Genomic DNA, 26,098 nt, shown 5'->3' with positions numbered 1-26,098 from the left:
TTCAGATACCTAGCCCAATGACTATATTCTCACGCAAAAAAACAAAGGCGCAAAATTATATCTTTGCGCCCTTGCTTTTTATCAGAAATCATTTTCAGATTTACTTGTTAGGCTGAGGAGTCATCCGCAGATAGGGTTTGATTTCTTCATAACCTTTGGGGAATTTCTGTTTGAGTACTTCTGGATCTTTCAATGAAGGGACAATTACAACATCCTCTCCATCTTTCCAGTCAGCTGGTGTTGCCACGCTGTAATTATCAGTCAATTGCAGAGAATCAATTACCCGCAAAAGTTCATCAAAATTGCGTCCTGTGCTGGGAGGATAGGTGAAACTCAGGCGGAGTTTCTTATTGGGGTCAATCACGAAAACCGATCGCACTGTCACAGCCGCATTAGCATTGGGGTGGATCATGTCGTACAGATCGGCAACCTTGCGATCTGCATCTGCCAAAATCGGGTAGTTAAGAGTGGTGCTTTGAGTTTCTTCAATGTCTCCCACCCAGCCTTTATGGGATTCTACGTCATCAACGCTGAGTGCGATCGCTTTGACATTGCGCTTATCAAATTCTGGTTTTAGCTTGGCAACTGTGCCGAGTTCTGTTGTACAAACAGGTGTAAAATCAGCAGGGTGAGAGAACAGCACAACCCAGCTGTCACCTGCCCATTGGTAAAAATCGATGTCGCCGTGTGTTGAGGCTTGCGTAAAGTTGGGTACTGTGTCACCTAGACGGAGAGCCATGTGAGATTCCCTGTAGTTAGAAAAGCATATATATTCTAGTATGCCATCATGACATAAAACCCCTATTTCCCAGTCGGAGTTTAGCAGTTTGAAACAAAATTTTAGGTTGTCAGCGCTTTCGGATAAGGGACGAAAAAGAGGTAAAAACTATTAGACCTCTTGCAAAAATATATTTTTGCACTCTTAGGGGAAAGGGTAAAGGTTAAAGGGAAAGGATTTTAAGTTTCTTTACCCTTTTCCCGGACAAATGCCAATAATTCTATTGACTAAATTTCATATGTATGCATTTAATTAATATGTCTTCCCTATAGATTTTTCTTTACATAGAGGATTGCAAATATCAGGGCGATAGATGGCTACAAGCTATTGAGGTCTCGGCTTATTGAGTTGCAATATTTCCACACTATTGCAGAATTACGAGAAACTTTTTTAGCATAGATACAAGATTTTGAAAAATTTATAACTTGTTAAATAATTATTTTTATAACGCAAGTATTGAGGATAATAAAGACTACAAAATATTTCTTATTTTTGAATAACTTATGATGATACTAACCTTTTTAGTGATTGGTGTTATCCTCAGCACAACTGCGAGTTTTGTTTTTGAAGTTCCTTGGTTGATGCCAATTTTAGGTGCTGCTGTCCCCTATCCCATTTTCTTTTTACAAGTGCGTCGTCAAGAATATAAAAGTGCTTTTTGGTGGATGTTATTGTGGGGAGTTTTGCAGAGTATTGCCGTGATTATAGCAACAACAATCGCGCCACAAACAGCAGCAAAAGTCATTCTCCGCGGACAGTCATACACTACAGAGATGTTCCACTGGATTCGCACGGGAGAAGGTATGGAAGGAACAATCCGTTTATTTTTACCAAACCATTTATTGCACTACGGAATTTTTTGTATTCTCTGCGTTATCACCTTAAGTAGTGCGGCATTGATATTCGGCACTTGGATGCTAAACTACATGAATTTTTATGTTGCAGAATTAGTAAAAATCAGTGCTAAACCCTGGCTAGCAGCTATTTTAGGGTGGTATCCGTGGTCAATTTTGCGGATAATCGGGTTTATTGCAACTGGGGTGGCTTTAGCTGCTTTAGGATTAAATCTAATAACTCGCATCAGAGGCGAAGTTCCAAAGTCTCCCTTTGCGAAAACTTATATGTTGATTGGAATTGGTTTTGTGATTGCGGATATCGTTGTGAAAGCGGTTCTAGCGCCTATTTGGCAAAAACTTTTGTTATCTGCATTGGGTTAAATTCATTTGTTTTCCTGTAAGAGCGATCGCCAAAGGTGTAAACACCTAGTATGGGTAGAGTTTAAGGCTTTAATAGCAGCCACAAGGGTGAAGTTGTTGACGGTGGCTATAAAGTCATTGATTTCACTCAATATGGACTTTTTTATAAACTACTTGCCAAGCTCATAAAATCTACTATACTAAGTGTTTCAGATGGCACTTAAGACAATACAATAAAAGCTCATTGATGCACTTAAAACTCCAGTGATAAAAATTCTATTTGATGAATCTCATGACCAGTTGTCCTGTTCACAGTCGCAGGGAGACAATACTCCAAAAGAAGCATGGACAATCCTGTGCAGTCAGGTAAAACAGTTATTTGGTGATAATGCAATCTCCTTTAAAAAGGAACTGCTGACTCGTCAGGTACTTCAAGATTTTCAGATGCTAATTCTGGCTGCTCCTAAATCTCCTTTGAGTGCAGAGGAAGTGAAAGCAATAGTTAGTTTTGTCAAACAAGGAAACTCACTTCTAATTGCAAGTGACCAGGAATCGCTTGTTATAAAAGATGACAGCATAAATTTTGTCTTAGAATCTTTAGGATTACGCTTTGAAGAGTTATTAAATCATCCTCCAGAACAAGTATTTAACTTATTACCACACTATATTAGTTCTGAAGTATCTCAATTAAAGATTAGAGAGCCTGTTTATATCAAAACACTATCCAATTCTCCTTATCCAGTTGATATAATTGCTACTTTGCCTGATACTGGCAAAACTTTACTCGCTGCGCTGGAAGTGGATGGAAGTAATCAATCAGGACGAGTAGCAATTTTAGGAAATTATTTAATCTTTAGCGATAAATATATTGATACTGGTAATAACAGAAAACTAGCATCAAATATCCTTTGTTGGCTAGCTCATCAAAATTCCTTAGACTGTCGTGATGCTCGTATTGCTACAGAAGTAAATTACAAACAAAGTGCAAAATTTTCAATTGTTATTGCTAACCCCAAATTGCAACGTTTAGAGAATATAACTTGTGTGTTAGAGTCAGATACAGATATTCTAATTCAAGAACCAAGCAAAAAAATTCGTTTTCTTCCAGGGAACGGAAAAACTCAATTGCAATGGACTGTTATTCCTCAGCAAATAGGACAGCAAACTCTCAGATTAACTATAGATATTCCCGAACCAGGTAATTCAGAAACTAGTAAAACCTCATCTTTGTTTCTCGCTCCAGTTGCTCAATTCCAGTGTATACCAGATGCAGAATTTGACCTTGTATTCCTCAATCCTCAAGGAAAAGCTCAAGAAATTGTCGAAACTGGAGTTACTTTTGAAGTACAGGCGATCGCTCGTTGGAAGAATCATGCAAAAGCTGTTCCCTTAAGAATGCAGCTAGAGTGTCCCCTAACTCATATTAAAGTAGAACAAATATCAACAGAACGATGGTATTTGACAGTCTTAGATCCAGGGGATTGGTTAATTACTCTCCATATCAGCTATATTAATCAAAAAATTACTCGCCTGGTTCATGCATATCCATCTGCAAAGACCAAAATTGAAAAAATACAACGCGACGTAGTGACACCCTTAGCAGCAGAAATTCATTATCAAGTATCTCAAATACGCCAAGAGTTTGATAGTGAAGAAATACGAGAAATTCCCTTTGAATTGTTGACTCCTGAAGAACAAGTCAATCGCCTTTATAACTACAGTACCAAAGAGCAACTCCTAGAAGCTCTACAAGCAGCCAGAGCTGAAACTAAGCGTTTTTCACCACTAGTTGAAAAATTACTACAGTGGATTGCGCCTACTTATTCACCCCTATATGGTTGTTGTATTCCCTACGATCCAAAATTAGCAGCACATCTTGTCAAAGAACATCAATTTTTTGAGCAACAGTTAGCGTATAATTTCCAGGGTATAGAGGGAGATGAGCATTACGGTCAAACATGGCTAGAAGGTAATATTGCAGCCTTACTTTTACATGAAAAGTACGGTCACGGATTTTTCTACAAGCATACAAAAGTAGGACAGCAACTAGCAATCTTATACAGTCATGGATTGCTTCGTAAAGTGGATAGCGAAGGATTGAAATCTCCCTATCCTAGACTTCTGCATCAGGAATACAAGTCAGAAATTGAAGCTCTGCATCAAAGTAGTATTATCCTGAATGAAGGATTTGCTACATGGATGGAGTTAACTATACTACGCCGTCTCAAAGGGAGTGTCAGTCAAACAGTTTATCGGCGTAAAGACTTCTTGTTTAACTACGACGAGTATTTAACATTTCTTCAAAAAGACAGCGCCTACTTTCAACGTTTTGAACCTTTCTACCCTTCAAGATATCAGGAAGGATATGAATATTTAGAGGAGATTCAAACCAGCTTTGGTGCAGAATGCGGCTCTAAGTGTGTGGTTCAGGCTGTAATTAAAGCAGCAGACGTAGATTTTGGCATTATTGAACACAGTGGCAGGGTAGAATTTCTCCTACCTTCTGGTAAGATTAAGGAAGACTTGTTGAACGAAGATGATGATAATGTTACCTCACCAACTGAACGCCTAAAAACCATTTGGAAGTTACTGAGGAAACACGTTAATGAAATTCGTGCCGAACAACAAAAGTTGCAATGCCATCGTCATTGTTTACACCCTGATTGCCCAGTAAATTTAGTGATAAAAAAATACTTGGAGTGTTAAAAATATGGATAATTCACTAGAACGAGATATTAAAGAAATAGAGGACGAACTTTCAGGACAAAGGAAGAATAATTTCATAAAATGTGTACAAAAACTAAAATATCCAAATTCTAGACCATGGCCTATTTCTGATGATTCATTGAGTGGTGTTCAGAAAGCTGACCAAGATTGTAAAAATTGCATAGAAAATTCTGGATCATCACGAAAAAAAATAGAAAGCTGTATCAAAAGACTACTTACTGAATATCCCAGACATTAAGATTTTATTGTATATATCCTTCGGTTAAGAATTGTAATTAATATACTCTATATACTAGTAAAGAGGTGCTGCAATTTTGAGTAGTGACCAAGAGTTTTTTATTAAAATTAACGATATTATCGGCAAAACCTGGTTAGCAACTTTAGACGATTCTGGAGGCTATGTACTCTCCCTTAAGCCTATTGAGCAGAACAATTCATCGCCTGTGTTACCGGAAACAGAAAAACCGGAAAAAAACATATTATTAGAAAATAACTTACCAAATATCCCAAGTTCAGAAAACCCGGAAAAAAAACTAAATCAATCTACTAATGGGGACTCAGAATCACCAGAGGAATCTAATGCAATAAAGAAAGAATTATGCTTGGAATTTAATAGAAACTTACGAACACAAGAAAATTGTCAAGATTTTGTAGAACAAATCAACAATAATAACAATCTAATAGATAGTGATATCTTGCCAATAAGATATGAAGAATTACGAGGAAAACTTTTATCTGAGAAAATGATAAGCTTAATTCAAATTTTCCGAGAGCGAGGTAAAATCAAGCAATTACAACAAGTTTATTATATTTGTAAGAAATTTAAGAGTTTATAACAAAAACTATCATTTTATTATTTGTCTTCAAGTAAAATATTCAGGTTTGAAATCCTTTATTTTATCAACTAAATCTTTAGTATCCTTCTCTGCTTTCAACTTAGAAATTAATGTCTTTACCTTCTCCTGTTGCGTTTCTCCATTAAGTTCTTGATAAACTACATCACCATAACTATATAAAAGATAAATTAACTCATCTGAATTAAAAAGAGTGTTCATAGCTTTCTCTAATTCTGATGGCGAATTTCTTAAAACTTCAGCATCAAATTTATTAGGCTTTGGTCGTGGCATAATGTTGCCATCACGCGCACTCATGTACAAAACAGGAGTTCCAAAATCTCGATTAGTATAAAATTCTGAGTCAATGGGGTGCTCGCGTGCAATTTTTCTGCGACCTTGCTGCATAGCAGCGTCAACTGACTCACCCTTCGCTAATGCTTGATAAAATGCTTCACTAAAAAATGAAGCAACTGCGTTATTTAATGGATATTGCATGGCAATAACAGCTGGAATTTCATTTCGAGTTAATTGTGGAGCTAACCCTGCATAGTTTGCAGTAAAATCAACTTCACCACCTTGACAAGCTTGAAGTATAACTAAGCGGGGTTGAAAATCACTAAAAAATTCTCCAAACGTCCTATCAGAAACCCACTCTACTTTTTTAGCACTATTAACAAGAGTAATTTCTCCTACTTGCTCTTGCGAATCAAATCTTCCATGTCCAATGTAGTGAAGAATATGAGGTTTAATATTATTGATTTTTGCCAAAACTTCTTGTTTGTTTTTATTTCTTAAAACCTCTAGATCAATTAAATAGCTATTTTTGAGATTTTCAATTACTTTTATAGTCAGGTCTGGCAATACTTTATCAATTCCTTCTTCTTCTGGCTCAGAAGTGACGCATAAAACTTTTAAGGAATCTTCTGTGATATTAAGATTACCTCGTCCTGAAGCACTGGAAATGTAACGAGATATAACTAAGTGGGGGTCATCAACAATAAAAAAACCTCTTCTAGTTTCACTACCAGGATAATAAAGAAATTCCCAAGGTAGACCAGCTAACTCGTTCGCTTCTCCACGGAAAACTAATTGAAGTCTATATCGCTTGGGATTTTTGGTTTCTTTAGATTCTCGAATTTCTTTGATAATTTCCCCTAAAGCATTGTCTACACCTTTATTAAATAAGCATTTATACAAAAGTGTGCCAAATTCTTCAAATGCTTGACGTTTTTTCAGTTTTTTCCCACGTAGTAAATTTTCAAATTTAGCAATTTTTCTACAAATAGGAGCTAGGTATAAATTGCCAAAATCGTCCCTACCTGTATCTTGATTGTGAAAACAAACTCTGTCATAATTTTCCACTATTATTTGGCACTCAACATATTTATCACTGCTCATTTTTAATAATCCTAGCAATTTTTGACATCTGCGTTGTTTTTACTATTTGCAAGGTGGCTTTTATCGCCTATCCTCAATAATTAAAATTAGTTATTTAAAGATAAATCATTATATACTAGGAGTTATATTCCATGTTTCCGAATATTTAATGGGAGCGCCTTTCTCAAAAAAAGTTCTGGCTTTGCTAGAAAAAATACGCATTAAATCGCCTAAATTTTCTATTTCGGCAGTCCAGAAATTGGGATGATGGTAAGCTTGAAGTGCAGCATCAATCTTAACTTGCTGGACTGATTTTGGTACCTGTAGGACTACTATCAAAGTGGGGTGGTTATCTTGAAAGAATTCTGCACCATCAATACGCCACATCACTTGAGAGTCACCGGGGTTATTATGCGTTATTTGGGCTGTCTTTAAAGAGTAAGTAAAAGGCTCTAAGGTTAATCCAAAATTACTTTTTATATTTAAATTAGCACCTATATTAGTTGTAACTTTTGCTTCCTCAGCTTGTAGATTTATTTGTCCAGTAGTAGCTTCAAATTCCAGATTTTCTCCTATGCATATTTCTATATTACTGTTAGTTTTAAGTTGTTGTTGAAATTTGCGATCCGGTAAAATCATCAGAGCTTTTGGTTGCAAGTGTGCTTCTGAAAATTCCGAATGAAATTCAACTATACACTCCAGCTTTTTGAAATACCAATTAGGGGGTAGAGATAAAGTGATAGGAAAGTGAATCCAATAAAATTTGTAATTTTGGCTGAGTTCTTGGAATTTGTGAGGCACAGTTCTGCCAGAATCCGTAAAGTCGCTTTTGGAAAGCTTGTCAACGTCAGGATACTTAGCAAATTTCGCTATTTCTTGATTAAGTTGCGCGAAAAGACGCGAAGTGGGATTATTATCTGGAGTTTGACCTTGACTTTCATCGCCTAACTCGGAATATAAAGCATTTAATTCGTCTAAAAACTGTGATCGCTCTGTTCCATCAAAGTCAAAATCGAAGCCCAAGCTGTTAGGGGTATTCATAGATCCTCTATTAAAATAATAAAAGTACTAACAGGCAAAAATCCCACAGTGACGATTTCGTGTGTTTTTTCTAACATCTACTAAGTAATGGAAGTATACTACTTGAGTAGTATTTTGTATATATTTTTTCTTTTTATTTAACAAAATTTCTATTTAGTTAAAATTTATACTAAAACAGTTTAATGGTAACAAAGCCGATCAATGCGTTCGTCAACAACAGAAAGCCTGATGTGCTGCGATCACAGGAATTATTCATTTCCTCTATTGGTTTATCTGAAAAATAGTTGCGCCAGATAAATATGGACTTACTTGTTCGTTCTTTTTTAGCTGGATGAAACTTAAGCAAGGTAAGAATTTGTAAGGGTGCAACAGCATATAGTGGGGAAACTGCTATTGTCTTAACTGTTTTTGTTCTTTATTCTACATTCAACCCCTAATAACAGTTAAAATGAATAAGAACCCACATCAATACGTAGTTACTTAATAACTAAGTTTAGGGGCAATACCAATTATGAGCATTGAAAAAGGCGATAGGGTTATAACTCCGAAGGGACAAGGCGAAGTAATTGACGCTAAAGTTTATAACGGAATACTTTCAGTCTTCGCAGATCCAGAAATTAAAGTCAAGTTAGATACTTCTGGACAAGAAAAAGATTTCCATCAAGAAGATTTAAAATTAGAAACTAAAAAACCAAGCTCAAAAGAGGCGATTGAGGCAGTAGATAAAATTAAAACACAACTTAATAAAATCCCTAATATGCCAACCAGAGAGAAAGGAGAGTTACCTAATCATCTAGAATATTTTAAGGAAGATATTCAAACTAGTAATGAACTCAAAAAACAGTTAGCACTGACAAATTTAGACTATGTAGATAAAACACTTGAAGTACTCAGAAAAACAGATTCTACAGCAAATTGTTGGAAGGAAATAGAATCTAATTTGAAGATATTACGCTGGTGGACTAGAACAAAATAACAATGTTCAAGCTGTCATCTTACGCAAAAAATACAGGTGTCACCCAATTTAACTCATTTGATTAAGTTGCCAGAATTTTTTGGTAGGCTTGGATTGTTTGCTTGGCGATCGCATCCCAGCTAAAATTTTCCAATGCATATTTTTGGGCATTTAATCCCCGTCGTTGGCGTTCTGCGGGATTTTCCAAAGCCTCTTGTAGTAACCCTACCAGTGCTTGCACATCTGTTGCGCCTACCCAACCCGACTCGCTATCACGTATCTGTTGACAAATATGTACTTGGTCAGAAATGACTACGGGTACACCTGCAACCATCGCTTCAGCTACAGCAATCCCAAAATTTTCGTAGTAGGAAGGTAAGACAAATAAATCAGCAGCTTGTAGTAAACTAACTTTGAGTTCACCAGAGACAAAGCCTGTAATTGTAGTGTGCGATCGCAATGGTGAATTTTGAATTTGGGATATTATCTTTTGTTCGTAATCTGGTTCTTGAGGATTTGTCCCAGCTAAAACAAAATGAAACTTATAACCAACCGCTAACAGCTTCTCTAGCGCCGGAATCAACAAATTTAACCCTTTTTTCGGGTCAATTCGTGACATAAACAGCACCAATGGTACATCCTTTGGTATTTCTAACTGACTATATACATTTTTAATAGAAGATTGACGAGGAATCACACCCAAGGGAATCACCAAATCTGGCGTAGATACTCCAAATCGTTCTGATATTTTAGCTTCTTGGTCGCTGGTAAAATGAATTGCTGCGGCACTAGCTAAATTTTGACGTTCTATAATTGCGGCATAAAGCAGTTTTAATTGCTTTTTCTTCTGTAAATCAGCCGGATCGAGAGTACCCAAAGGACGGAAAATATAAGGTAGTTTTTGCTGACGACACACAAGAGCAGCAGCACTAATTATTGGCGAGAATAGAGCGTGAATATGTGCTATGTCAAACTCATGAGCGTGACGTTTTAGCCAGTTTAATAAATCGAGGGAAAATTTGTAGCGACGAAACGGCGCACAACGAAAGTAAATTATTTCATAGCCATCTTGTTTAATTGGGCGATTTAAAGGAACATCCAGAGGTGTTTGACCATTATCGCCATTACTATCAGTTGTGAGAATTGTAACTTCTACTCCCTCTTTTACTAACGCTGGAGCTAATCCAAGTACCATTTGACTCGGCCCACCGTAAATTAGAGAAATTGAGGGAACAATTTGTAACACTTTCATTTTTTTGTCATTTGTCATTTGTCATTTGTCATTTGTCATTTGTTATTTACTAATGACCAACTTTTGATAAAACTCTAATTGCTGTTTAGCCAAAGCTTTGTTTGTATATTGAATCATTGCTTTTTTATAACCCATTTCACCGAGAGTATGAGCAAAATCTGGTTTATCCATTAATTGAACTAAGCAATTAGCAAGAGCTTGAATATCACCTTCAGGAAATACTAAGCCAGCATCGCCAATTACATAGGGAATTTCACCAGAATCAGAACCAATTACAGGAACTTGGCAAGCCATTGCTTCAATTAGCACATGACCAAATTGCTCTTTCCAGCCAGCAGAAGTTAAGGTTTTAAACTTGTAAGTTGTTTCTGAAGGTAATACTAAAGTACTCATTAAGTTGATATAACTTGCAACCTCATCATGGGGAACACTTTCTATCAAAATTAGTCGTTCTTTAATATTGTTTTCCGTCGCAATTTTCATTAATTCACTTTGCAACTCTCCTCGTCCCAATAACAGGAACTTCCAAGGTTTATTCTTCAAAGTGGCTAAAGCTTGCAAAAGTGTTAATAACCCTTTTTCTTGGACAAATCGCCCTACAAAACCTACTACAAAATCCTCTTTTTCAATGCCTAACTTAGCTGCTAACTCTGGTTGAGCTTTGGGAGTAAATAAACTTTCATCTACACCCAGTTGTGGCATGACTTTAATTGCACCTGTATATCCCCGTTGCCGCAAAATTTCTGCTCCATCCTGATTGCCAGAAATAATCCCGTGGCTGTGGTTAAGGTTATATTTTTCTAATAGAGAAATTGGTAGTTTCAGTTCATAAGGAAGATTCCACCAAGTAAAAAATACATTTTTTGCCTTGAGTCCTAATAGCTGATTTAAGGCAATCATTTGAGTATAAGCCAAGGCTCTAGAACCTTGTTCTACTTGGATGATTTGCGGGCGGAATTGTTTTAATAAAGATATCAAATCAGCGCCAAAGGTAAGAAGTCCCTGATGATTTTGACTAAAATTAGAAACTGGAACTATTTTAAATCTGCCTTCATCCCGGTATTCAGTTTCAATAATTCTGTTTTGTACACCGCCTGGTTTCCAGCGCTTTGGGACTACAACTGTAACTTCAATGTTAGGTTCTAGTTGAGATAAAGCGCGTAATTTTTCACAGTTGAGGTCTACGATATAAGTATGACTAGCAACTAAAATTCTCATTTTTCATTTATTCTTTGTTATTCACTAATGACCAATGACAAATGACAAATGACTAATAACTAAACTTGTTTATCCAATCGACTGTAAATTTGACCATCGTTCCAAAGTGATTGAATGACAGTACCCAAGGCTTTGAAGAAACCCAAAATGTAGAAAATACCGCGAGTGGCAATTTTGATGGGGGAACCGCTTTTGTGACAAGGTGGGCGTCCGAGAACGTGACAGTCAAATAAACGACCATATAAACACAAAGCTTGAGTCGCAGTCAGGTTTTTCAGCCCCAGTAAAAAATGATTGTGGTAAAAGGTGAGTTGATATTTTAGCGATCGCATACTAATATCGTGACAACCCCCTGTTTCTTCGCCTAAATGCACCAAATGGGCTTCTGGGTCGTACCAAATCTTATACCCCGTCTGTCTTACCCGCAAACAAAAATCTGACTCTTCGCGCACTGCACTACCGCGAAACCTCTCATCAAACCTCAATCCATACTTGGTAAAAATTTCGCGGCGAAATGACATATTACAACCCCTCGCTGTCAGCACTTGTTGGGGTTTGATGGTATGTACTAAATCAATATGATACCAAGCAATTCCTGGGTCCATAGCTTCGGGAGGCAAATATTCAATCTCTAAATCTCCTCTAGAATCACCTAATTTCATTCTGTCAAAAACCCGACCTGCTACAGCCCCCACCTCTGGATTTTGCACATAATTTTTCGCATGGGCTGCTAACAATCCAGGGGTTAACTGAACATCATCATCAATAAACAATATTATTTCACCAGATGCCCGCCGGACAGCATAATTCCGCGCCCCTGGCAAACTTGCCCAATCTAAGCGCAACCATTTAATTTTACCTGCCTTTGCCATCTCTTCTAGGTAGGCTTGAATTTCTGGTTGGTGTTTTGGAGTTTGGTCTACAATTAAAACTTCAAAATTTGGATAATCCTGTTTTAAGACATCCACAATGCTATCGCGTAGTGCTTCTTCTCGTCCGTAGGTTGCAATAACTACAGTAACTAATGGCCAATTATTCATAAATTTTATTAAGTAATTTTACTACCTATATAATAGCCTTGTAGAAATTAATTTTCATGAAATTCAGTAAGTGGCTATTGCTTTAATTTACATACTGTATTTTCACGGATTTTGGAAAACCTCACTTTCATTCCTCTTTCTGACTACGAAATTGCTTACCCATCAATAAGTATCATCGAAAAATAAGTGTATGGCGAGAATTTCGAGGTAGGTTTGAAATACTGAGGTATTTTTGACCTCCAATCATATCTTTGGCCATTTTTATTTCATTTAAATTGTTTTTAGACGTTTTTTCTTCTTTTTTTGATCGGGGTTAGCTTCTTCCTTATCTTGTTTCTCCAGTTCTGGTAACTTAAAAAGAACTCCCGCAAAAAACCAATAATAGGCCGCGACAGGATCGACATCCAGAGGATAGTAGTAAGTGTTGGTGCTAATAAACAATATAAACACCCACAAAGCTGCTCCGGAACTACGGAAATTACGGTTCTTTATGGAGCGATAGGTTTTAAAGCCCAGAATTGTTAAACTTGTTACCAAACCCAGAAACGATAGTAATCCAAAAATTCCTACTTCATAAAGTACTTTGGGGTAGTAAGTTTCCACAAGCTTAGTTTGGCCCATCACACGGGCAGAGTTTGTTGCTCGTCCTAAGCCGCTTCCCAATGGCCCGTCTACGTTTTTCCAATTTTCTTCAAATTGCTGGATGATAAAATCTTGAGGTGGTGAAGCGTTCCAACGACTGATAAAACTCTCGGTTCTCTCTTGTACGACAGCAGGGTTACTCACCATCGCAATTCCCAGAATGAAGGCAAGTCCCACGCCTATGGGGATAAATCGTTTCAGGTTGCCAAGTTGTCCGGTAAGCAATAGCAAAATCCCGAAACAGATTGGTACTAAAGCTAAGGCGATTCTCTGCCCAGAGATTACAGCATCGATAAAGACTCCCACTATAGAAGCTAAACCGATAATCCGCCATATTGGCGAGGGGTCGGTGAAGCCGGTGGCAAAGGTAAAAAAGGTGCTAGAAATTAAAAACCATGCCCACTGCCAAGGAGCTACAAATGTCCCTGGTAGGCGAATAACCCCTTCTTCGGGACTATATACTAGCGCTCCACCAAAATAACATCGGGCTTCGAGTGTTGCTCTAAATAAGGCATCTCCTTCAAGACCTCTAGTACCCTGACATACACCAGTTAGTAGTAAAAAATATTGAATAAATCCCAGCGCGCAGCAAATCAGTGTAAGGACAATTTGGAGGCGCAATAAAAATAGAAAATCCCGCTTATCGCGAATTAGATAGTAGGCACAACCAATCAGAGGGACATAGCCTAAAAATACTTTTAGTCCCAGAATTCCCATACCTAATGGTATTTCTGGGGGTGCTTTTTCTAATAGTCCTGCACTAGGCGGGTTAAATTGCTGTCCACCATTAACAAACAACAGTGTTAGCAGACTGCAAGCCAAAACAATATAAAGTGGGATTTTAATGCCTTTGGGAATAATTATCGGTAGCCCCTGTCTACGACAAGTCTGCCAAAGTCCAATTAGCGCTGGAACGTAAAAGGCATCTTTAGCTAATTGGAGTATGGGACTATTGCCCAAGTAGTAGGTGACAGTACCTCCAATAGGTATGTAAATAATGAAGGCATATAGGGCTTGGCGTGGATATTTGTAGGAAAGGGACATGACTATTATCCCTAACACGCCAGGGACTGCTGCTTTAATTCCAGCTACGAAAAAAAGTAGAATGCCAACGAAGACACCGCCAAAAATGGCGGTGGTGAGTAAGCTAGTGAGTTCTTTACGTACTTGGGCAGATTTGCGCTTCTGGGCTAACTGTTCTTTGAGACTAAGGGTAGAAGTTTCCTTTTTAGCCTGCTTTTTTGATTTTTTAGATTGCTGAGATTTTGATTTAAATTTTGGCATAGTGGCACTGTAGCCTATCAGCCTCGCAAAAGACTCCATTATATAGGACTAATATTTGATTTTAAAATACACGTAGGGGCCAGTGCGTTGCGGAGGTTCCTGATGCTTGAGTACTTGCTCTAAGCGTTGGCGCAGCCTCTGGTAGAGAAGTCATGCCTTGGCGTACCCTTACAGGGAAGCAAGCTACTGACGTGGCAAGCTTAAAATAATGTGAGTTCGACAAGCCCTCTCCGTGTCGGAGAGGGGAGCCAAAACCTTAATTTCTCGTTGCTCCTCCCTTTCCCCGTGGGAGGGAGAGGTTCATCGAACTCACGTTAAAATAGTGCATTAGACGTAGGTTGGGTGGAGCGGAGCGCAACCCAACATATATCAGGATGTTGGCTTTGGCAAAGCCTCTACCCAACCTAGGATTTTTTGCAACATTTTAGCCTTGCCATGCCACTACGGCACAATTTAAAGCTTTTGGTGCGTTACACTTTGCTAACACACCATATAAGACTATTTATGAGATGAGATTTTTCCAAAAACAATTTAAAATTCCGATAGTTGAAAAATCTCTCTGGATTGCTGTAATTTGTATAATCCAAATTCATCTTTTAATGATTGATTTAACAATTTCCGATTAAAAATGCTAAATCTTAATCTTGTTGAATTGTTAAAAAGATTTTCTCCTGTTTCCAAAATATAAACTGCCCCTGGAAATGGTAATGATTTAATGGATTTTCCTTTGCTCTTTAAAATATCTCTGACTTTAGCGTGGTCTATATAATATTTATAGTATCCGTAGCCACGATTATATTCTGCTGTTTCTGGCAAATCATTCAAATCATATCGAATAATATTACAAGTTCCACACATTTTATAAAAATTGCTTCTCTTGATATATATGTAATCACTGCCTTCTTGATATTTATAACCTTTATTTATAAACCATCCATTAGAATCAGGGTGTTGTTGAACAAATTTGGCTAAATTTCCACTAACACAATCGTCAGCATCAACTGTGATAGTGTGAGTGGGAGAAAATTGACGAGCATACATCAATCCTTTTAAGATTTTACGCCCTTTGTCTGTGTCTCCTTTGGCTACAGGGCTAGGCTCGTTTGGAAGTGAAAAATCAACTGTAATGTATGTTATATGAGGATGAGTAAATTCTATTTTGGGCTTTTCGTTACAAACAACAATAACGTGAAAGTTAGGTGAGGTTTGATTGCAAACTGATTTAATACATCTTTCAAATAATTGTGTAACACGCTCCCAGGAATTGGAAACTTGTGCACTTTTGAGTGGGATAACAAAAACAAGCACTATATTTTATCAGAACAAACAGCTAGGAATCTCGAAGCAAATAATAACACGCTAAGACTGACGCTAAGACTAAATGTCAGTAGATCGAAAAGTTTTGTAAGTTGACGAAAGAATCAGGGTTTCAGACGAGGTTTTGATGTTGACGATCGCGAGCGATGTCTACGACGAGCTACGCCTATGCTTGTACTGCATCCTTAAACCACCAACAACGCTGCTCGTTCCTTGAAAAGCATCTAACAGGATTCCGGCAAATTGTGTTCCTAAACTCTAATTAACAGCTGGTAAGGGTTCTGGAAAACTTTTCGGTCTACTGACAGTAACAGAGGCCAATTACCCGATTTCAGGCAATTCGAGTTACTTGCTGATTCACACGAGGACGGCCAAAGCGTTCCCAAGCACTCCCTCCTCGCAAAAATAGCTCTAAAAAGCGCAATGGTTCCCCTGAATCGCCTCTTGACCAACCGGAACTACCAGGAGCAAAGGCTAAAGTTCCTTCAGATACCTTGAAACTGCCATCAGAATATACCGCATCACTAACCACATCTCCAATTCGGATTACGATCTTGCTTTGAGGCTCCAAGTTAAGCGTATGCGCCCCAATAGTTGTTTTAATGTTGCCGTAGCCATCAATCCAGGCAATGCGATCTGATGGAACATCTGGAATTTGCTCACTCTTGAGGCTATCTCCCAGAATGCTAAAATCTTCATTCATAATCGCAGCCGCAGCCGGAGGAAATACATCTCGTGAGCGAAACTGCGAACCACCACGGGAAACGTTGACCACTCGCAACTCCTTTGTATGGTTTTTGATAAAGGAGAGGGTGTAGCCTGCATTCACACCCACTACTTTTACACCATTGGATAGAAGGGCATAAGTTAGACCTTCACCTTCATTATCTCGACGAGCTTCAGGATCGTCCTGACGAGGCGCACAGTTGTGATAAATTAGGCGATCGCTAGGCCCAGGGTTAAGTCCTAGTTGGGCAATCCAGAATCCCGTTGCCAAGGTACTGAATGCTGGAACCGAAAGCAAATGAATTTGGGCATCGGGAAAAGCCATCAGCAGACGTTGTGTGACTTCTGTAAATGCCGGATCTCCTGTACCGTAGTCTGCAATGACGCAGATAAACATTCTGCTCCTCCTTTTGATGGGGTAATTTGCAATCAACCTAATTCATAATTAGTAATTATGAATTATTTCGTCATTATCTGATTACAAGGTGAAATGAAAAAATGAGTATTCATTTCACTCCTAATTAATAACGTTAAAGTCTTAGTCAACGCAATGAAAACAATTACTTCACTTTTTAGCGAAGAACGCAACCAACTCCAGATAGATATTGATAACACAATCGGCATTGAGCAAATAGTTAAACTGGTTCAAAACCGACTCGATAATCTCGAAAGAATTTACATTGAAAAGCTTAATTTGGCTCAAGTTCGTCTGGCTTCCTTTTTCTTGGATACGCTACGGCAGTCTATCGCCACTCTGGCAGCAGCTAACTATCTTCAAGTTGCTCCAACAGAACAAAGGCAAATTACTAATATAGGGCCAAAGTTGTTTAGCAGCAGATTCATCCTGAAACTGCTAAAGGGACTAATTTATATAGGCATCTTAGGTTCGTTGTTTTCTTTAACTAAAACTACCCCAGGTGCTTGGATGGCTATCTTATTAACCTCTCTACTTATCGGATTAGAAATTGTACTTCAACTCGAATTAAACAACCAGCAAAATGATTCTATATCCGAAGGACTATTGGAATTACCTCAACCGATTCTCCGGGTTGATAGCAAAGTATTTCTAGATCATCTTGGCGATGCTCTCAACACTATCGACTTAGCAGTAGCTAGAGTAGGAGAATCAAATAAACATGAAGGCGACTTAGCAATAGAAGAACTGCCAGAGTTATTGAATTTTCTCCAAAGACTAATGGGCGCATCCAAACTTGATAAACCTCAAATGGCTTATGAACTGGCGAAACTTCTGCCACAGATTTTAATGTCTCAGGGAATTAACGCTCAAATTTACCGATCGAATAGCGATCGCGAATATTTTGACTTTGAGCCAAGTATTGACCCCGATACCAAAGAACACGTGACTCTAACGCCGGCTTTGTTAAAAGGCGATCGCTTGATTAGACGCGGTAGGGTAATTGAACCAGCATATTCCTCTGCTAGAGAATAATAGACAATAAGGGTATGGAAATTTTAGAAACAATCGGTTTTGATTTAGGACACGGTGAAACGGCTGTAGCGAAAGCGATCGTGGAAAGCATCGACCCCCCCCAAATGCTGGAGATAAATAACAAGAAGAACCAAATTACAGCCCTTGGCTGGCATCCTAAACTCGGTTATCTTGTCGGCGAACAAGCATTAATTCAAGCTGGCGTTACTCAACTGACAATCTCTTTCAAGCAAAAACCCAACAACGATCCCAAATATCGAGAAACAATTAGCACTTTTGTGGCAACCTACTACCGCCTTTTGAAAGAAAGCAAACAACTTGCAGGTGGGGAAAGTAGCTATTTTTACATTGGTTGCCCTTCAGGATGGACAATTAGCGATCGCACCGAATACCAAAAGCTGCTTCAAGAAGCTGGCATTCCCCAACTAAATGTTGTACCCGAATCGCGGGCTGCTTTCATGCAAGCCAAGGAAGCCGGGAAACTGGAGTATGACAAACTTGTTGCATCGGTGTTAATTGTCGATATTGGTTCTTCAACCACAGATTTTACTTTGGTTAAAAGCTTAGAAGAAATCCCGATAGATTTCGGGAGTAATACTTTGGGAGCATCTTTAATTGACAAAGCTATTTTTGCCCGGACTCTCGCCAACCACGAACAAAAAGCATTACTCGAAAAAGTATTTCGGGAATATCCCCATCACCAAGCTCGTTGTGAACTTGCTTGCCGCAAAGCTAAAGAAGATTACTTTTCTAATGAACAGCTATACAGCGATCCTGCATCCTTTGCGCGTGGCTTCGAGTCGATCAACGAACAGATTTATTTTATTCCCCAAGTGAATAAATTGATGATGGAGGAAATTTTAAATCAACCCTTACCTGAACTGGAAAATCATAGTTGGATTAAATCATTTCGCGACTCTTTAAAGGAGGCGAAAGAAAAGCTAGAAAAACTTGGAATCGTGCCGAAACTTGTGCTGATGACTGGCGGTGCATCTCGCATGAAGTTCACGCACGTTCTTTGTCAGGAAATGTTTCCCGAACCAGAAACGCTGCTTCGCCCCGATCCAGAACCGGAACGCTGCATTGCTATGGGTTTAGCACGAGTAGGAAGATGGGATCTGCGTGCTGCTGCTTTTAAAGAAGAAGTGAACAAACTATTTACCTCGAACCAGCTTAAAGGTTTGATTGAAAGGCATATTCCAGAGTTAATCGAATCACTAACTAAGCCTTTGGCGGATGGCTTGATTGTCAACGCAGTTAAACCAAGTTTAAAAGATTGGCAAAAAAACAAAATACGGACTTTAGCCGATTTGGAAACAGCTTTGATCGGTCGGGCAGAACAGTGGCTCAAAAGCGATCGCGCTGTGCAGATAATTAATCATCAATGCGCTTTTTGGTTTAGCAATAAAATCCAACCCGATTTAGCCGCACAAACCGATCCAATCTGTCGAAAGTTCCAGATACCTAGAAGCAGCTTAAGGTTCCAGGATAGTATTGACCCAACTTTTGTTAACCCAGAATTACAAATTGGAGATGCTATTCTGGCTGAGACAGTAGCATTTATCGTCAATATAGTAATTGGTGGAGGCGCTGTGGCAAGCATCATCACTCTCATCCTAACTGGGCATTTAACCTGGCCGATTGCACTAGTATATGGGGCTTCGTTGATGGCAGCAGGAATGGAGCTAAATCGTAAGGGTGTTCAAGAAGTAATTAAGACAAATGTAGATGTACCTAGTTGGATTCGTTCTAATTTTTTGAGCGACAAAAAAATTGAGGATATATGCGATCAAATAAAGCCGGAGTTAGAGAAAGTTCTTCAAGAACAACTGACAGCAAATCAAGAAGCTTTTGACAAACTGATTGTCAAAGTTGAGCAAGGACTTCAAACAAGCCTTTCCACTAAGGTTCAATCTTGCATAATTCTGATTCAATAGTGGTGATGAGTGGCAGGAAATATAGCTTTTTAAAATTATTATGACATCGCCTATGTATTTTAAAAAAGTGGCAAGAGATAGTTAGAGTACTGGCAACGGCAAATAAATAGGAACACAACAGGAACAACTATAGCATTTCCTAATCGATGTACATCATAGCCCCCTCCTTGCTTGCGGGGAGGGGTTCTCATACCTCACAAAAGCAGATAAACGCTATATTTCATCTAATTTTTCTACTTAACGGTGATTTCAATATGTAACCTGTTCAAAAGTCAATGATTCAAACAATAGTTGTCTTTCTCATCATTGGACTAATTATTACTGGGATTTTAGTCAATCCGATTTTAGTCAAAAGACGAAGAAACCGTCTCAAACATCGTCCTTTTCCTCCCCTGTGGAATGCCATTATTGAAAATAATCTTCCCATTTATCTCTGTCTTTCTCCCGATGAACTCAGACGACTTCAGGGACATATTCAAATATTCTTAGCAGAAAAGCAATTTATTGGTTGTAGAGGATTACAGGTGACAGAGGAAATGAAATTAACTCTTGCTGCTGTTGCCTGTTTACTTCTATTAAATGAACGGGGGCAGTACTTCCCCAGACTTCGTTCAATTTTGGTGTATCCCAACGCTTATTTTGTTCAGGAAACGAATTCCGTCGGAAAATATGTTGTTGAGGAAAGGCGTGTGGCAAGACTGGGTGAATCGTGGACAAATGACCAAGTAGTAGTGTCTTGGGAACAGGTGAAACAAGACATTAATAACTGGAGGGATGGACGTAATGTTGTGCTTCATGAATTCGCCCATCAATTAGATCAAGAAGATGGTAAAGCTGAAGGAGTTCCGATACTGAAAAACAACTCAGACTATGCTATTTGGGCGAAGGTGATGACAGAAGCATATCAGCAACTTTGCAATGATGTTCTACAAGGTGCAAAGACGGTAATGGATAGCTATGGCGCAACAAATCCCGCAGAATTTTTCGCCGTAGCGACTGAGACATTCTTTGAGAAACCGCACCAATTGCTGTCTAGGCATCCGGCACTTTATGAGCAACTGCAACGTTATTATCAATTAGATCCCGTACAATGGGTGTGAAGTAAGTCGGCAAGAAGAAATCACATTATATTCAGTTAATCAACTTTCCTTCAAAATATTTTACGAATTATGAATTACGTTTGCGCAGCGTTAGCGACGCAGGAGCGTCATTACGAATTACGAATTATTTTAACTAGGAGTTTTTCATCGCCAGAATCTTCAAAGCGACTGCTTCAGGGACGGGCATCACTGATAATCGATTTCCTTGTCTCACCAACATTAACTCTTCGGCGCTAAACTTCTCTTTGAGTATTGATAGCAAGATGGGGTTAGAAAAAGCCTCAACAAATTCCACTACAACTGTTTGCCACCGAGGCGATTCGGAACTTGATTTAGGATCGTAGTATTTACTTTCTGGCTCAAACTGGGTCGGGTCAGCAATATCTTTTTTCACTACACGCATTAACCCAGCAATACCGGGAGCATTAGTGCCGGAGTGATAGAAAAAAGCTAAGTCTCCTTCATCCATAAGGCGCAAGAAGTTGCGAGCTTGATAATTGCGAACGCCGTCCCAGATAGTCTCTTTCTGCTGTTGAAGGTCAGCAATGCTATAGGCTTCTGGTTCTGATTTCATTAACCAATAATTCATCTACACAAATTATCTATATATAAAACTATTTTAATTTTGAGCAGGTAAATAAGTTCGTAGTAAGGGCTTTAGTCCTTATTTTCTAAGCACCAAAGTGCTTACTACAAACCCTCTTATACTAGTGAATATTTAACTTAACTTCGGTAAGCTATAACGGCATAAAACGGATCTCCTCCAGCTGCACCCAACCACTGTAAGATATTCGGTAATGTTGATTTATGAACTATAACTTCTGCGGTTGTAAATCCTGGAACTGAGGCAAAATAAGCTTTAACTAATTCTACTCGCTGCGCCTCTGAAGCCTCCCGCCAAGCTTGAATCGCCTTTTCAAAAAACATTCGGTTAGAAAAGCTGATAATTGCAACACCACCGGGTTTTAGGATACGGTAAATCTCGGAAAATACTGCTTCTGGATATTGCACATATTGCACAGATACGCAATTGAGAACAGCATCAAAATCTTCGTCTGGTAAAGGTAGCTGGGGATTTTCGTTAAGATTTTGCACAAAGTAATGATTTAAGCGGGGATTTCGTGCTAATTCCTCAGCGTTGAGTCCGTGTCCCTCCACATGGTCAAACTGCATTTCTTCTGGTAAATGAGACACCCAACTGCTCATCATATCAAAAATGCGGGTGTTGGGTTTGAGGCGATCGCGATATAAATCCGTTAGCTGTTGAATAAATCCTTCATCGACATGGGTGACGAAGCGAGGATAGGTGTAGAACAGTTTATCGTCTGTGTCATCTAATTTCAGGCGCTGATTCGGTCTTAACTGCATAAATCTCTGTTTTGGAGTACTGTTTCCGAAATTTGCGGCAATTTCAGATACTTTTTCACAAACACTATGTAACATATTTTAATAACAGCAAAATACCTAAATAGCAGCATTCAATTTTTATCAATTTAATGTTATATAAACTACACTTCTTACAGCATATTTGGCGACAAATCCGCCTAATCGCATCATTACCCTATTTTAGTTTGTTAGTTTGGATACTGCCCTTATTACTATTTACTTCTGGACATAATAGCCTGATGGCACATGATGAAGCACTTTACGCATCACGTGCGCGTCTGATGTTTGATTCTGGTAATTGGATAGCTCCTTGGGAAACAGCACATCATAAAACTCCTGGCCCTTATTGGTTAATTGCCAGTTTTTACAAGCTGTTTGGTATCAGTGATACTAGCGCGCGTCTTCCTAGTATGATTGCAAGCATTTTTAGTTTGTGCCTTGTGTATGAAATTGGCAAAATTATGCTAGGCAAAAAATTAGGTTGGCTAGCTGCTGCAATTTTAAGTGTGGAATTTCTCTGGCTGCAATACTCTCGTTTAAGTACACCTGATGTACCGATGGTTCTCTTGGTGCTTTTAGCTATTTTGTCTTTAATCAAAGCGGAATTGCATCCCAAATATCGCTACTGGTGGAGTTTTATAACTGGTTTAAGTTTAGGTTTAGGCTTCTTAGTTAGAAGCTTTATGATTTTTTTGCCAATTATAGCTTTATTACCTTATTTAATTTGGGAAAATCGCCGTCATCGTCATCTTACTAACCCAATTTTATATTTAGGTTTTTTCGTAGGTTTAATACCTACCTGTGTTTGGCTGTGGTTAAGCTGGCTGCACTACGGAAATAATAGTTTTGAGGAATTACTCAAGTTTGTTGTACAACTAAGTTCTGAAGAGCGGGACTCTAATGGGCTACTATTCTATTTCTGGAATATTCCTGTAAAAGCATTTCCTTGGGCTTTGTTCGGACTTGTAGGTTTGTTTTTAACTCTCCGTCATCCCATTCCTCGTTACCAGTTAATATTAGTTGGCTTTCCACTTGTTTTATTTATAGAAATTAGTATTTTTAGCACTCGTTTATCTCACTATAGTCTTTGCCTTTATCCGTTCATCGCTTTGTTTGCATCTGTAGGTTTAAACTGGCTAGGCAATATTTACCAGACAGGAATTCCCCCACACTTCCCTCTTCAAAAAAGTAAAAAAAAGATATTGAACCTTTTTGCAAAAAAGAATCTTCCCCGAAACCTCAGTTATGGCTTGGGTGGATTAGGTATTTTACTTGTTATAGCGAGTATTGGCATTTTTAGCTGGGGTAGTTATGATATCCGCAAGTATGCAAGTATTGGCTTGGCTATGGGCTTGGGTTGGTTAATTTTACCTGTGGTGTGGATTGCTCGTTACCACTTTGACAAAAAGTTTCTTACAGCGCGTTATTGGATTGCAGGTTGGTTAATTCCCTGTTGGCTGGCCTTGGCGACGATAGGTAGCATAGGTCTGTTAAGTGATTATAACTCTGGTTTAAAAACTTTTTTACAACAAAGTGCGATCGCTCCAATTCTCCAATCTCATCCTACGTACTATGTGGAGATGGACGCTAAAACGAAAGTACTGCTTAATTTCTATCTTCCTACTCGCCCGCAACCAGTAGTCTCTATTTCCCAAGTACCAGCTTTGAGCTATGCTTGGATCTATGCTAACCAGTCTTCTCAATTATCTCGACCTCACCGCATTATCGGCACTGTCAAAGAGTATCAGTTGATTCAAGTTCTTCCCTAAGAGGATTTTTGAAAAGTCCTCTTCTTGGTAGCAAAACGTTCTAGATCCCCCTAAATCCCCCGATAAATTGGGGGACTTTGAAAGGTTTTGCCCCCCTTTTTAAGGGGGGTTGGGGGGATCAATAAGTGCCTAAAATCACAGCCAACCACTTTTCAAACAACCTCTAAGACATTATATTCAAGTCTTTGCTAAGTATCTAGGCATAAATAAATGTCAAGTTTGTAGTAAGGACTTTAGTCCTGATAATCCTTGCTCTGAGCGATAAATCGCTCACTACAAACTAGGAGTTTATTTTATATTTAATTATGTCTACCTACTTACTGCTTTGATACATTCTGTTTTCAGAAGAACTAAATTATCAGTCTCAAGAACTGCACAAGAGTTAATTAATGTTGCTAAAACAGGTAGAGCCTTTTGTAAATTTGCGTTTGCTTGTTGTGCCGCTGGCTGATATTGTTGTAGCCAAGTGTTTTTAGTTATATATTCTGAAAGGAACGCAGAACGTTCTAATAACCAAAAAGTTATGTGGTATTTTTGAATAAAGTCTTTAACCTGATTAATATCATCAGTATATTGAGCATTAATCAGGTCAATCATCCGCTGGCGAAATTGAGCGTAATATTTTGTATGAATTGGTAATGCATATTCTTTACCCACCAAAATTGTTCTTTGAGCAAAGATAGGTATGTTATCTGCTTCTTGGGAAGTAGAAGCTATGACAATATTTTGCGGTTGCTTTTGCAAAAAGTTATATAATGTTGGGGCTTGACCTGCTAAATAAGGGGTTTTGGGAAAAACTTTTAAGCTACTAGGGTACAAAACCAGTCCTGCGCCAAGGATCGTAATAGTCCCTAAAATTAAAATTTGTCTGCCATTTTGTCTCGACCATCGCAATGCAGCATCTAAAATTATGGTAATAAAGATTGCTGCTGCAAGAGCAAGTACTATCTTCAAAGTATGATGGGTGTAGCGGCTAGGCCAGTGCAGTTTAAAAGCTAAGGCATGGGCAGTAAAAAACATGATTAAACTAGCTATTACTACCTGTAGTAATAGTTTGACTTCATCCTTTACTTGTTTAGTTAGGAGAAAGTGATACTGGAATTTCAGGATAATTGGTAATAATAAACCAAATAATAGTTGAGGAGGTGCAATTAAAGCAAAAAAACCGCTATCTCTACCATCAAACCAATAACTAATAATATTATGAGTAAAATACCTGAATCTTCCTCCATCCCAGTACTCTGGCATAGTTCTCGCAACAGCAGCAGTAATTGTCGGGCCAAATTGTGATGATTGAATAGTATAAGGTAAAATTAGGATGCCAGCAGTTATAGTGGCTGCTACAAATAAAATAAAATCTTTTCGATTATGAGAAATAGTTATCTGCCCATTATGCCAGCGAAATAGTCTCAAAAGTAAAATTAATAAATTGATAAAACCTATGATAGGGTATATTAAACATTGAAGCGCAAATACAATTAATATACCAAATACTGAAGAGCGTATTAAATAATATATAAAAGCTAAAACCAGGGGATAAATAAAATCTCTAGGTGTAGCAGAAAATAGGTCATCATGAAGGCAAAGGCTTTGATTTAAAAGTAAAGAGGCGAGAAATCCCACCATTGGTACTGGTAATATCTCCATAGCAACTACAAAGCAATAGCTAGTTGTAATTAGTCCCAGTACTAATGGAAAAATTTTGCCAAATAAAATTGGATCTATATTTAAAGCTGCAATTATTTTATAAACAATACCATATCCAATTGGTGTCACCGACTGAAAATAATCAGCAATTAAATCCCCAGGAAATAAATCTGGGTTAAAGTAACGATAAATCCAAGAAATATATTCTCGTGCATCGTCGCTCACTATATATTTGCTGGTGAAAGCTTGTCGCAGCCCCATCAAAATATAACCAACAGCAAAAGTTAGACTGAGACTGTACCAAAAAATAACAGTCAATCTAGATTGATGTCGGCTTTTTTGAGTAATAGGTGTTGTTAAAAATTTTTGTAATAGTGAAATTAGCATTGTACGCGTCTATGTCTGAAGAAATTATGTTAA

The 26,098-nt window shown here is 38.3% G+C and carries 21 protein-coding genes; 9 read left to right on the top strand and 12 right to left on the bottom strand.

The genetic code is table 11. The features are described 5' to 3' along the window. Positions 1 to 100: 100 nt before the first annotated feature. Complete coding sequence (locus RMY64_RS04830; RefSeq protein ID WP_094348143.1) at positions 101 to 739, bottom strand: peroxiredoxin; 639 nt, start codon at positions 737 to 739, stop codon at positions 101 to 103. Between the two features lie 542 nt (positions 740 to 1,281). Here RMY64_RS04830 and RMY64_RS04825 point away from each other — a divergent pair. The 4 genes from RMY64_RS04825 (at position 1,282) to RMY64_RS04810 (ending at position 5,537) form a co-directional block, all read left to right on the top strand. Continuing rightward, complete coding sequence (locus RMY64_RS04825) at positions 1,282 to 1,995, top strand: hypothetical protein (protein WP_322687868.1); 714 nt, start codon at positions 1,282 to 1,284, stop codon at positions 1,993 to 1,995. A gap of 243 nt (positions 1,996 to 2,238) precedes the next feature. Beyond that, positions 2,239 to 4,680, top strand: a complete 2,442-nt coding sequence (locus RMY64_RS04820) for a DUF4350 domain-containing protein (RefSeq protein ID WP_322699451.1) — start codon at positions 2,239 to 2,241, stop codon at positions 4,678 to 4,680. Positions 4,681 to 4,684: 4 nt separating this feature from the next. Then, positions 4,685 to 4,939: a hypothetical protein gene (locus RMY64_RS04815; protein ID WP_322687870.1), complete on the top strand. Its 255-nt coding sequence runs from the start codon at positions 4,685 to 4,687 to the stop codon at positions 4,937 to 4,939. A gap of 76 nt (positions 4,940 to 5,015) precedes the next feature. After that, positions 5,016 to 5,537, top strand: coding sequence for a hypothetical protein (locus RMY64_RS04810; protein ID WP_322687871.1), 522 nt, complete (start codon positions 5,016 to 5,018; stop codon positions 5,535 to 5,537). A gap of 27 nt (positions 5,538 to 5,564) precedes the next feature. Here the strand turns inward: RMY64_RS04810 and RMY64_RS04805 are convergent, their stop codons facing one another. Both RMY64_RS04805 and RMY64_RS04800 read right to left on the bottom strand, forming a co-directional pair. Continuing rightward, positions 5,565 to 6,935: a CHAT domain-containing protein gene (locus RMY64_RS04805; protein ID WP_322687872.1), complete on the bottom strand. Its 1,371-nt coding sequence runs from the start codon at positions 6,933 to 6,935 to the stop codon at positions 5,565 to 5,567. Between the two features lie 108 nt (positions 6,936 to 7,043). Next, positions 7,044 to 7,955 (bottom strand): hypothetical protein, encoded by a 912-nt coding sequence (locus RMY64_RS04800; RefSeq protein ID WP_322687873.1) that lies wholly within the window; start codon positions 7,953 to 7,955, stop codon positions 7,044 to 7,046. Between the two features lie 511 nt (positions 7,956 to 8,466). On the opposite strand from RMY64_RS04800, the gene RMY64_RS04795 reads away from it, so the two are divergent. Continuing rightward, positions 8,467 to 8,931 carry a hypothetical protein gene (locus RMY64_RS04795; RefSeq protein ID WP_322687874.1) on the top strand — a complete coding sequence of 155 codons (465 nt, stop codon included), beginning with the start codon at positions 8,467 to 8,469 and terminating at the stop codon, positions 8,929 to 8,931. Between the two features lie 61 nt (positions 8,932 to 8,992). Here the strand turns inward: RMY64_RS04795 and hpsP are convergent, their stop codons facing one another. The 6 genes from hpsP to RMY64_RS04765 form a co-directional block, all read right to left on the bottom strand. Beyond that, positions 8,993 to 10,162 (bottom strand): hormogonium polysaccharide biosynthesis glycosyltransferase HpsP, encoded by a 1,170-nt coding sequence (gene hpsP / locus RMY64_RS04790; RefSeq protein WP_322699531.1) that lies wholly within the window; start codon positions 10,160 to 10,162, stop codon positions 8,993 to 8,995. A 42-nt stretch (positions 10,163 to 10,204) separates the two neighbouring features. Further along, on the bottom strand, positions 10,205 to 11,380 hold the full coding sequence (gene hpsO, locus RMY64_RS04785) for a hormogonium polysaccharide biosynthesis glycosyltransferase HpsO (RefSeq protein ID WP_322699450.1): 1,176 nt from the start codon (positions 11,378 to 11,380) through the stop codon (positions 10,205 to 10,207). Between the two features lie 59 nt (positions 11,381 to 11,439). Next, on the bottom strand, positions 11,440 to 12,420 hold the full coding sequence (gene hpsN / locus RMY64_RS04780; protein ID WP_322699449.1) for a hormogonium polysaccharide biosynthesis glycosyltransferase HpsN: 981 nt from the start codon (positions 12,418 to 12,420) through the stop codon (positions 11,440 to 11,442). 270 nt (positions 12,421 to 12,690) lie between these two features. Next, positions 12,691 to 14,346, bottom strand: a complete 1,656-nt coding sequence (hpsL, locus tag RMY64_RS04775; RefSeq protein ID WP_322683384.1) for a hormogonium polysaccharide biosynthesis protein HpsL — start codon at positions 14,344 to 14,346, stop codon at positions 12,691 to 12,693. Between the two features lie 531 nt (positions 14,347 to 14,877). Next, positions 14,878 to 15,654, bottom strand: coding sequence for a glycosyltransferase family A protein (locus tag RMY64_RS04770; protein WP_322699448.1), 777 nt, complete (start codon positions 15,652 to 15,654; stop codon positions 14,878 to 14,880). A 340-nt stretch (positions 15,655 to 15,994) separates the two neighbouring features. Beyond that, entirely contained in the window at positions 15,995 to 16,786 is a 792-nt protein-coding gene (locus tag RMY64_RS04765) for a hypothetical protein (RefSeq protein ID WP_322683386.1), read from the bottom strand. Between the two features lie 153 nt (positions 16,787 to 16,939). Here RMY64_RS04765 and RMY64_RS04760 point away from each other — a divergent pair, with 153 nt between their 5' ends. The 3 genes from RMY64_RS04760 to RMY64_RS04750 all read left to right on the top strand — a co-directional run bounded on the left by RMY64_RS04760 (position 16,940) and on the right by RMY64_RS04750 (position 20,876). Further along, entirely contained in the window at positions 16,940 to 17,839 is a 900-nt protein-coding gene (locus RMY64_RS04760; protein ID WP_322699447.1) for a hypothetical protein, read from the top strand. A 14-nt stretch (positions 17,840 to 17,853) separates the two neighbouring features. Beyond that, entirely contained in the window at positions 17,854 to 19,776 is a 1,923-nt protein-coding gene (locus RMY64_RS04755; protein WP_322699446.1) for an Hsp70 family protein, read from the top strand. Positions 19,777 to 20,051: 275 nt separating this feature from the next. After that, entirely contained in the window at positions 20,052 to 20,876 is an 825-nt protein-coding gene (locus RMY64_RS04750; protein WP_322699445.1) for a M90 family metallopeptidase, read from the top strand. A 133-nt stretch (positions 20,877 to 21,009) separates the two neighbouring features. On the opposite strand, the gene RMY64_RS04745 is transcribed toward RMY64_RS04750, so the two are convergent. Further along, positions 21,010 to 21,465, bottom strand: coding sequence for an EVE domain-containing protein (locus RMY64_RS04745; RefSeq protein ID WP_322699444.1), 456 nt, complete (start codon positions 21,463 to 21,465; stop codon positions 21,010 to 21,012). Positions 21,466 to 21,599: 134 nt separating this feature from the next. Then, the gene (locus RMY64_RS04740) at positions 21,600 to 22,244 is read right to left on the bottom strand and encodes a class I SAM-dependent methyltransferase (protein WP_322699443.1); all 645 of its coding nucleotides are present in this window, start codon (positions 22,242 to 22,244) and stop codon (positions 21,600 to 21,602) included. 128 nt (positions 22,245 to 22,372) lie between these two features. On the opposite strand from RMY64_RS04740, the gene RMY64_RS04735 reads away from it, so the two are divergent. Next, positions 22,373 to 24,031, top strand: a complete 1,659-nt coding sequence (locus RMY64_RS04735; protein WP_322699442.1) for a glycosyltransferase family 39 protein — start codon at positions 22,373 to 22,375, stop codon at positions 24,029 to 24,031. Between the two features lie 309 nt (positions 24,032 to 24,340). On the opposite strand, the gene RMY64_RS04730 is transcribed toward RMY64_RS04735, so the two are convergent. After that, positions 24,341 to 26,065, bottom strand: coding sequence for a hypothetical protein (locus RMY64_RS04730; protein WP_322670792.1), 1,725 nt, complete (start codon positions 26,063 to 26,065; stop codon positions 24,341 to 24,343). Positions 26,066 to 26,098 lie beyond the last annotated feature (33 nt).

Source organism: Nostoc sp. DedQUE08 (assembly GCF_034530895.1).
GTDB lineage: Bacteria > Cyanobacteriota > Cyanobacteriia > Cyanobacteriales > Nostocaceae > Nostoc.
This window is presented reverse-complemented; position numbering and strand designations above follow the sequence as displayed.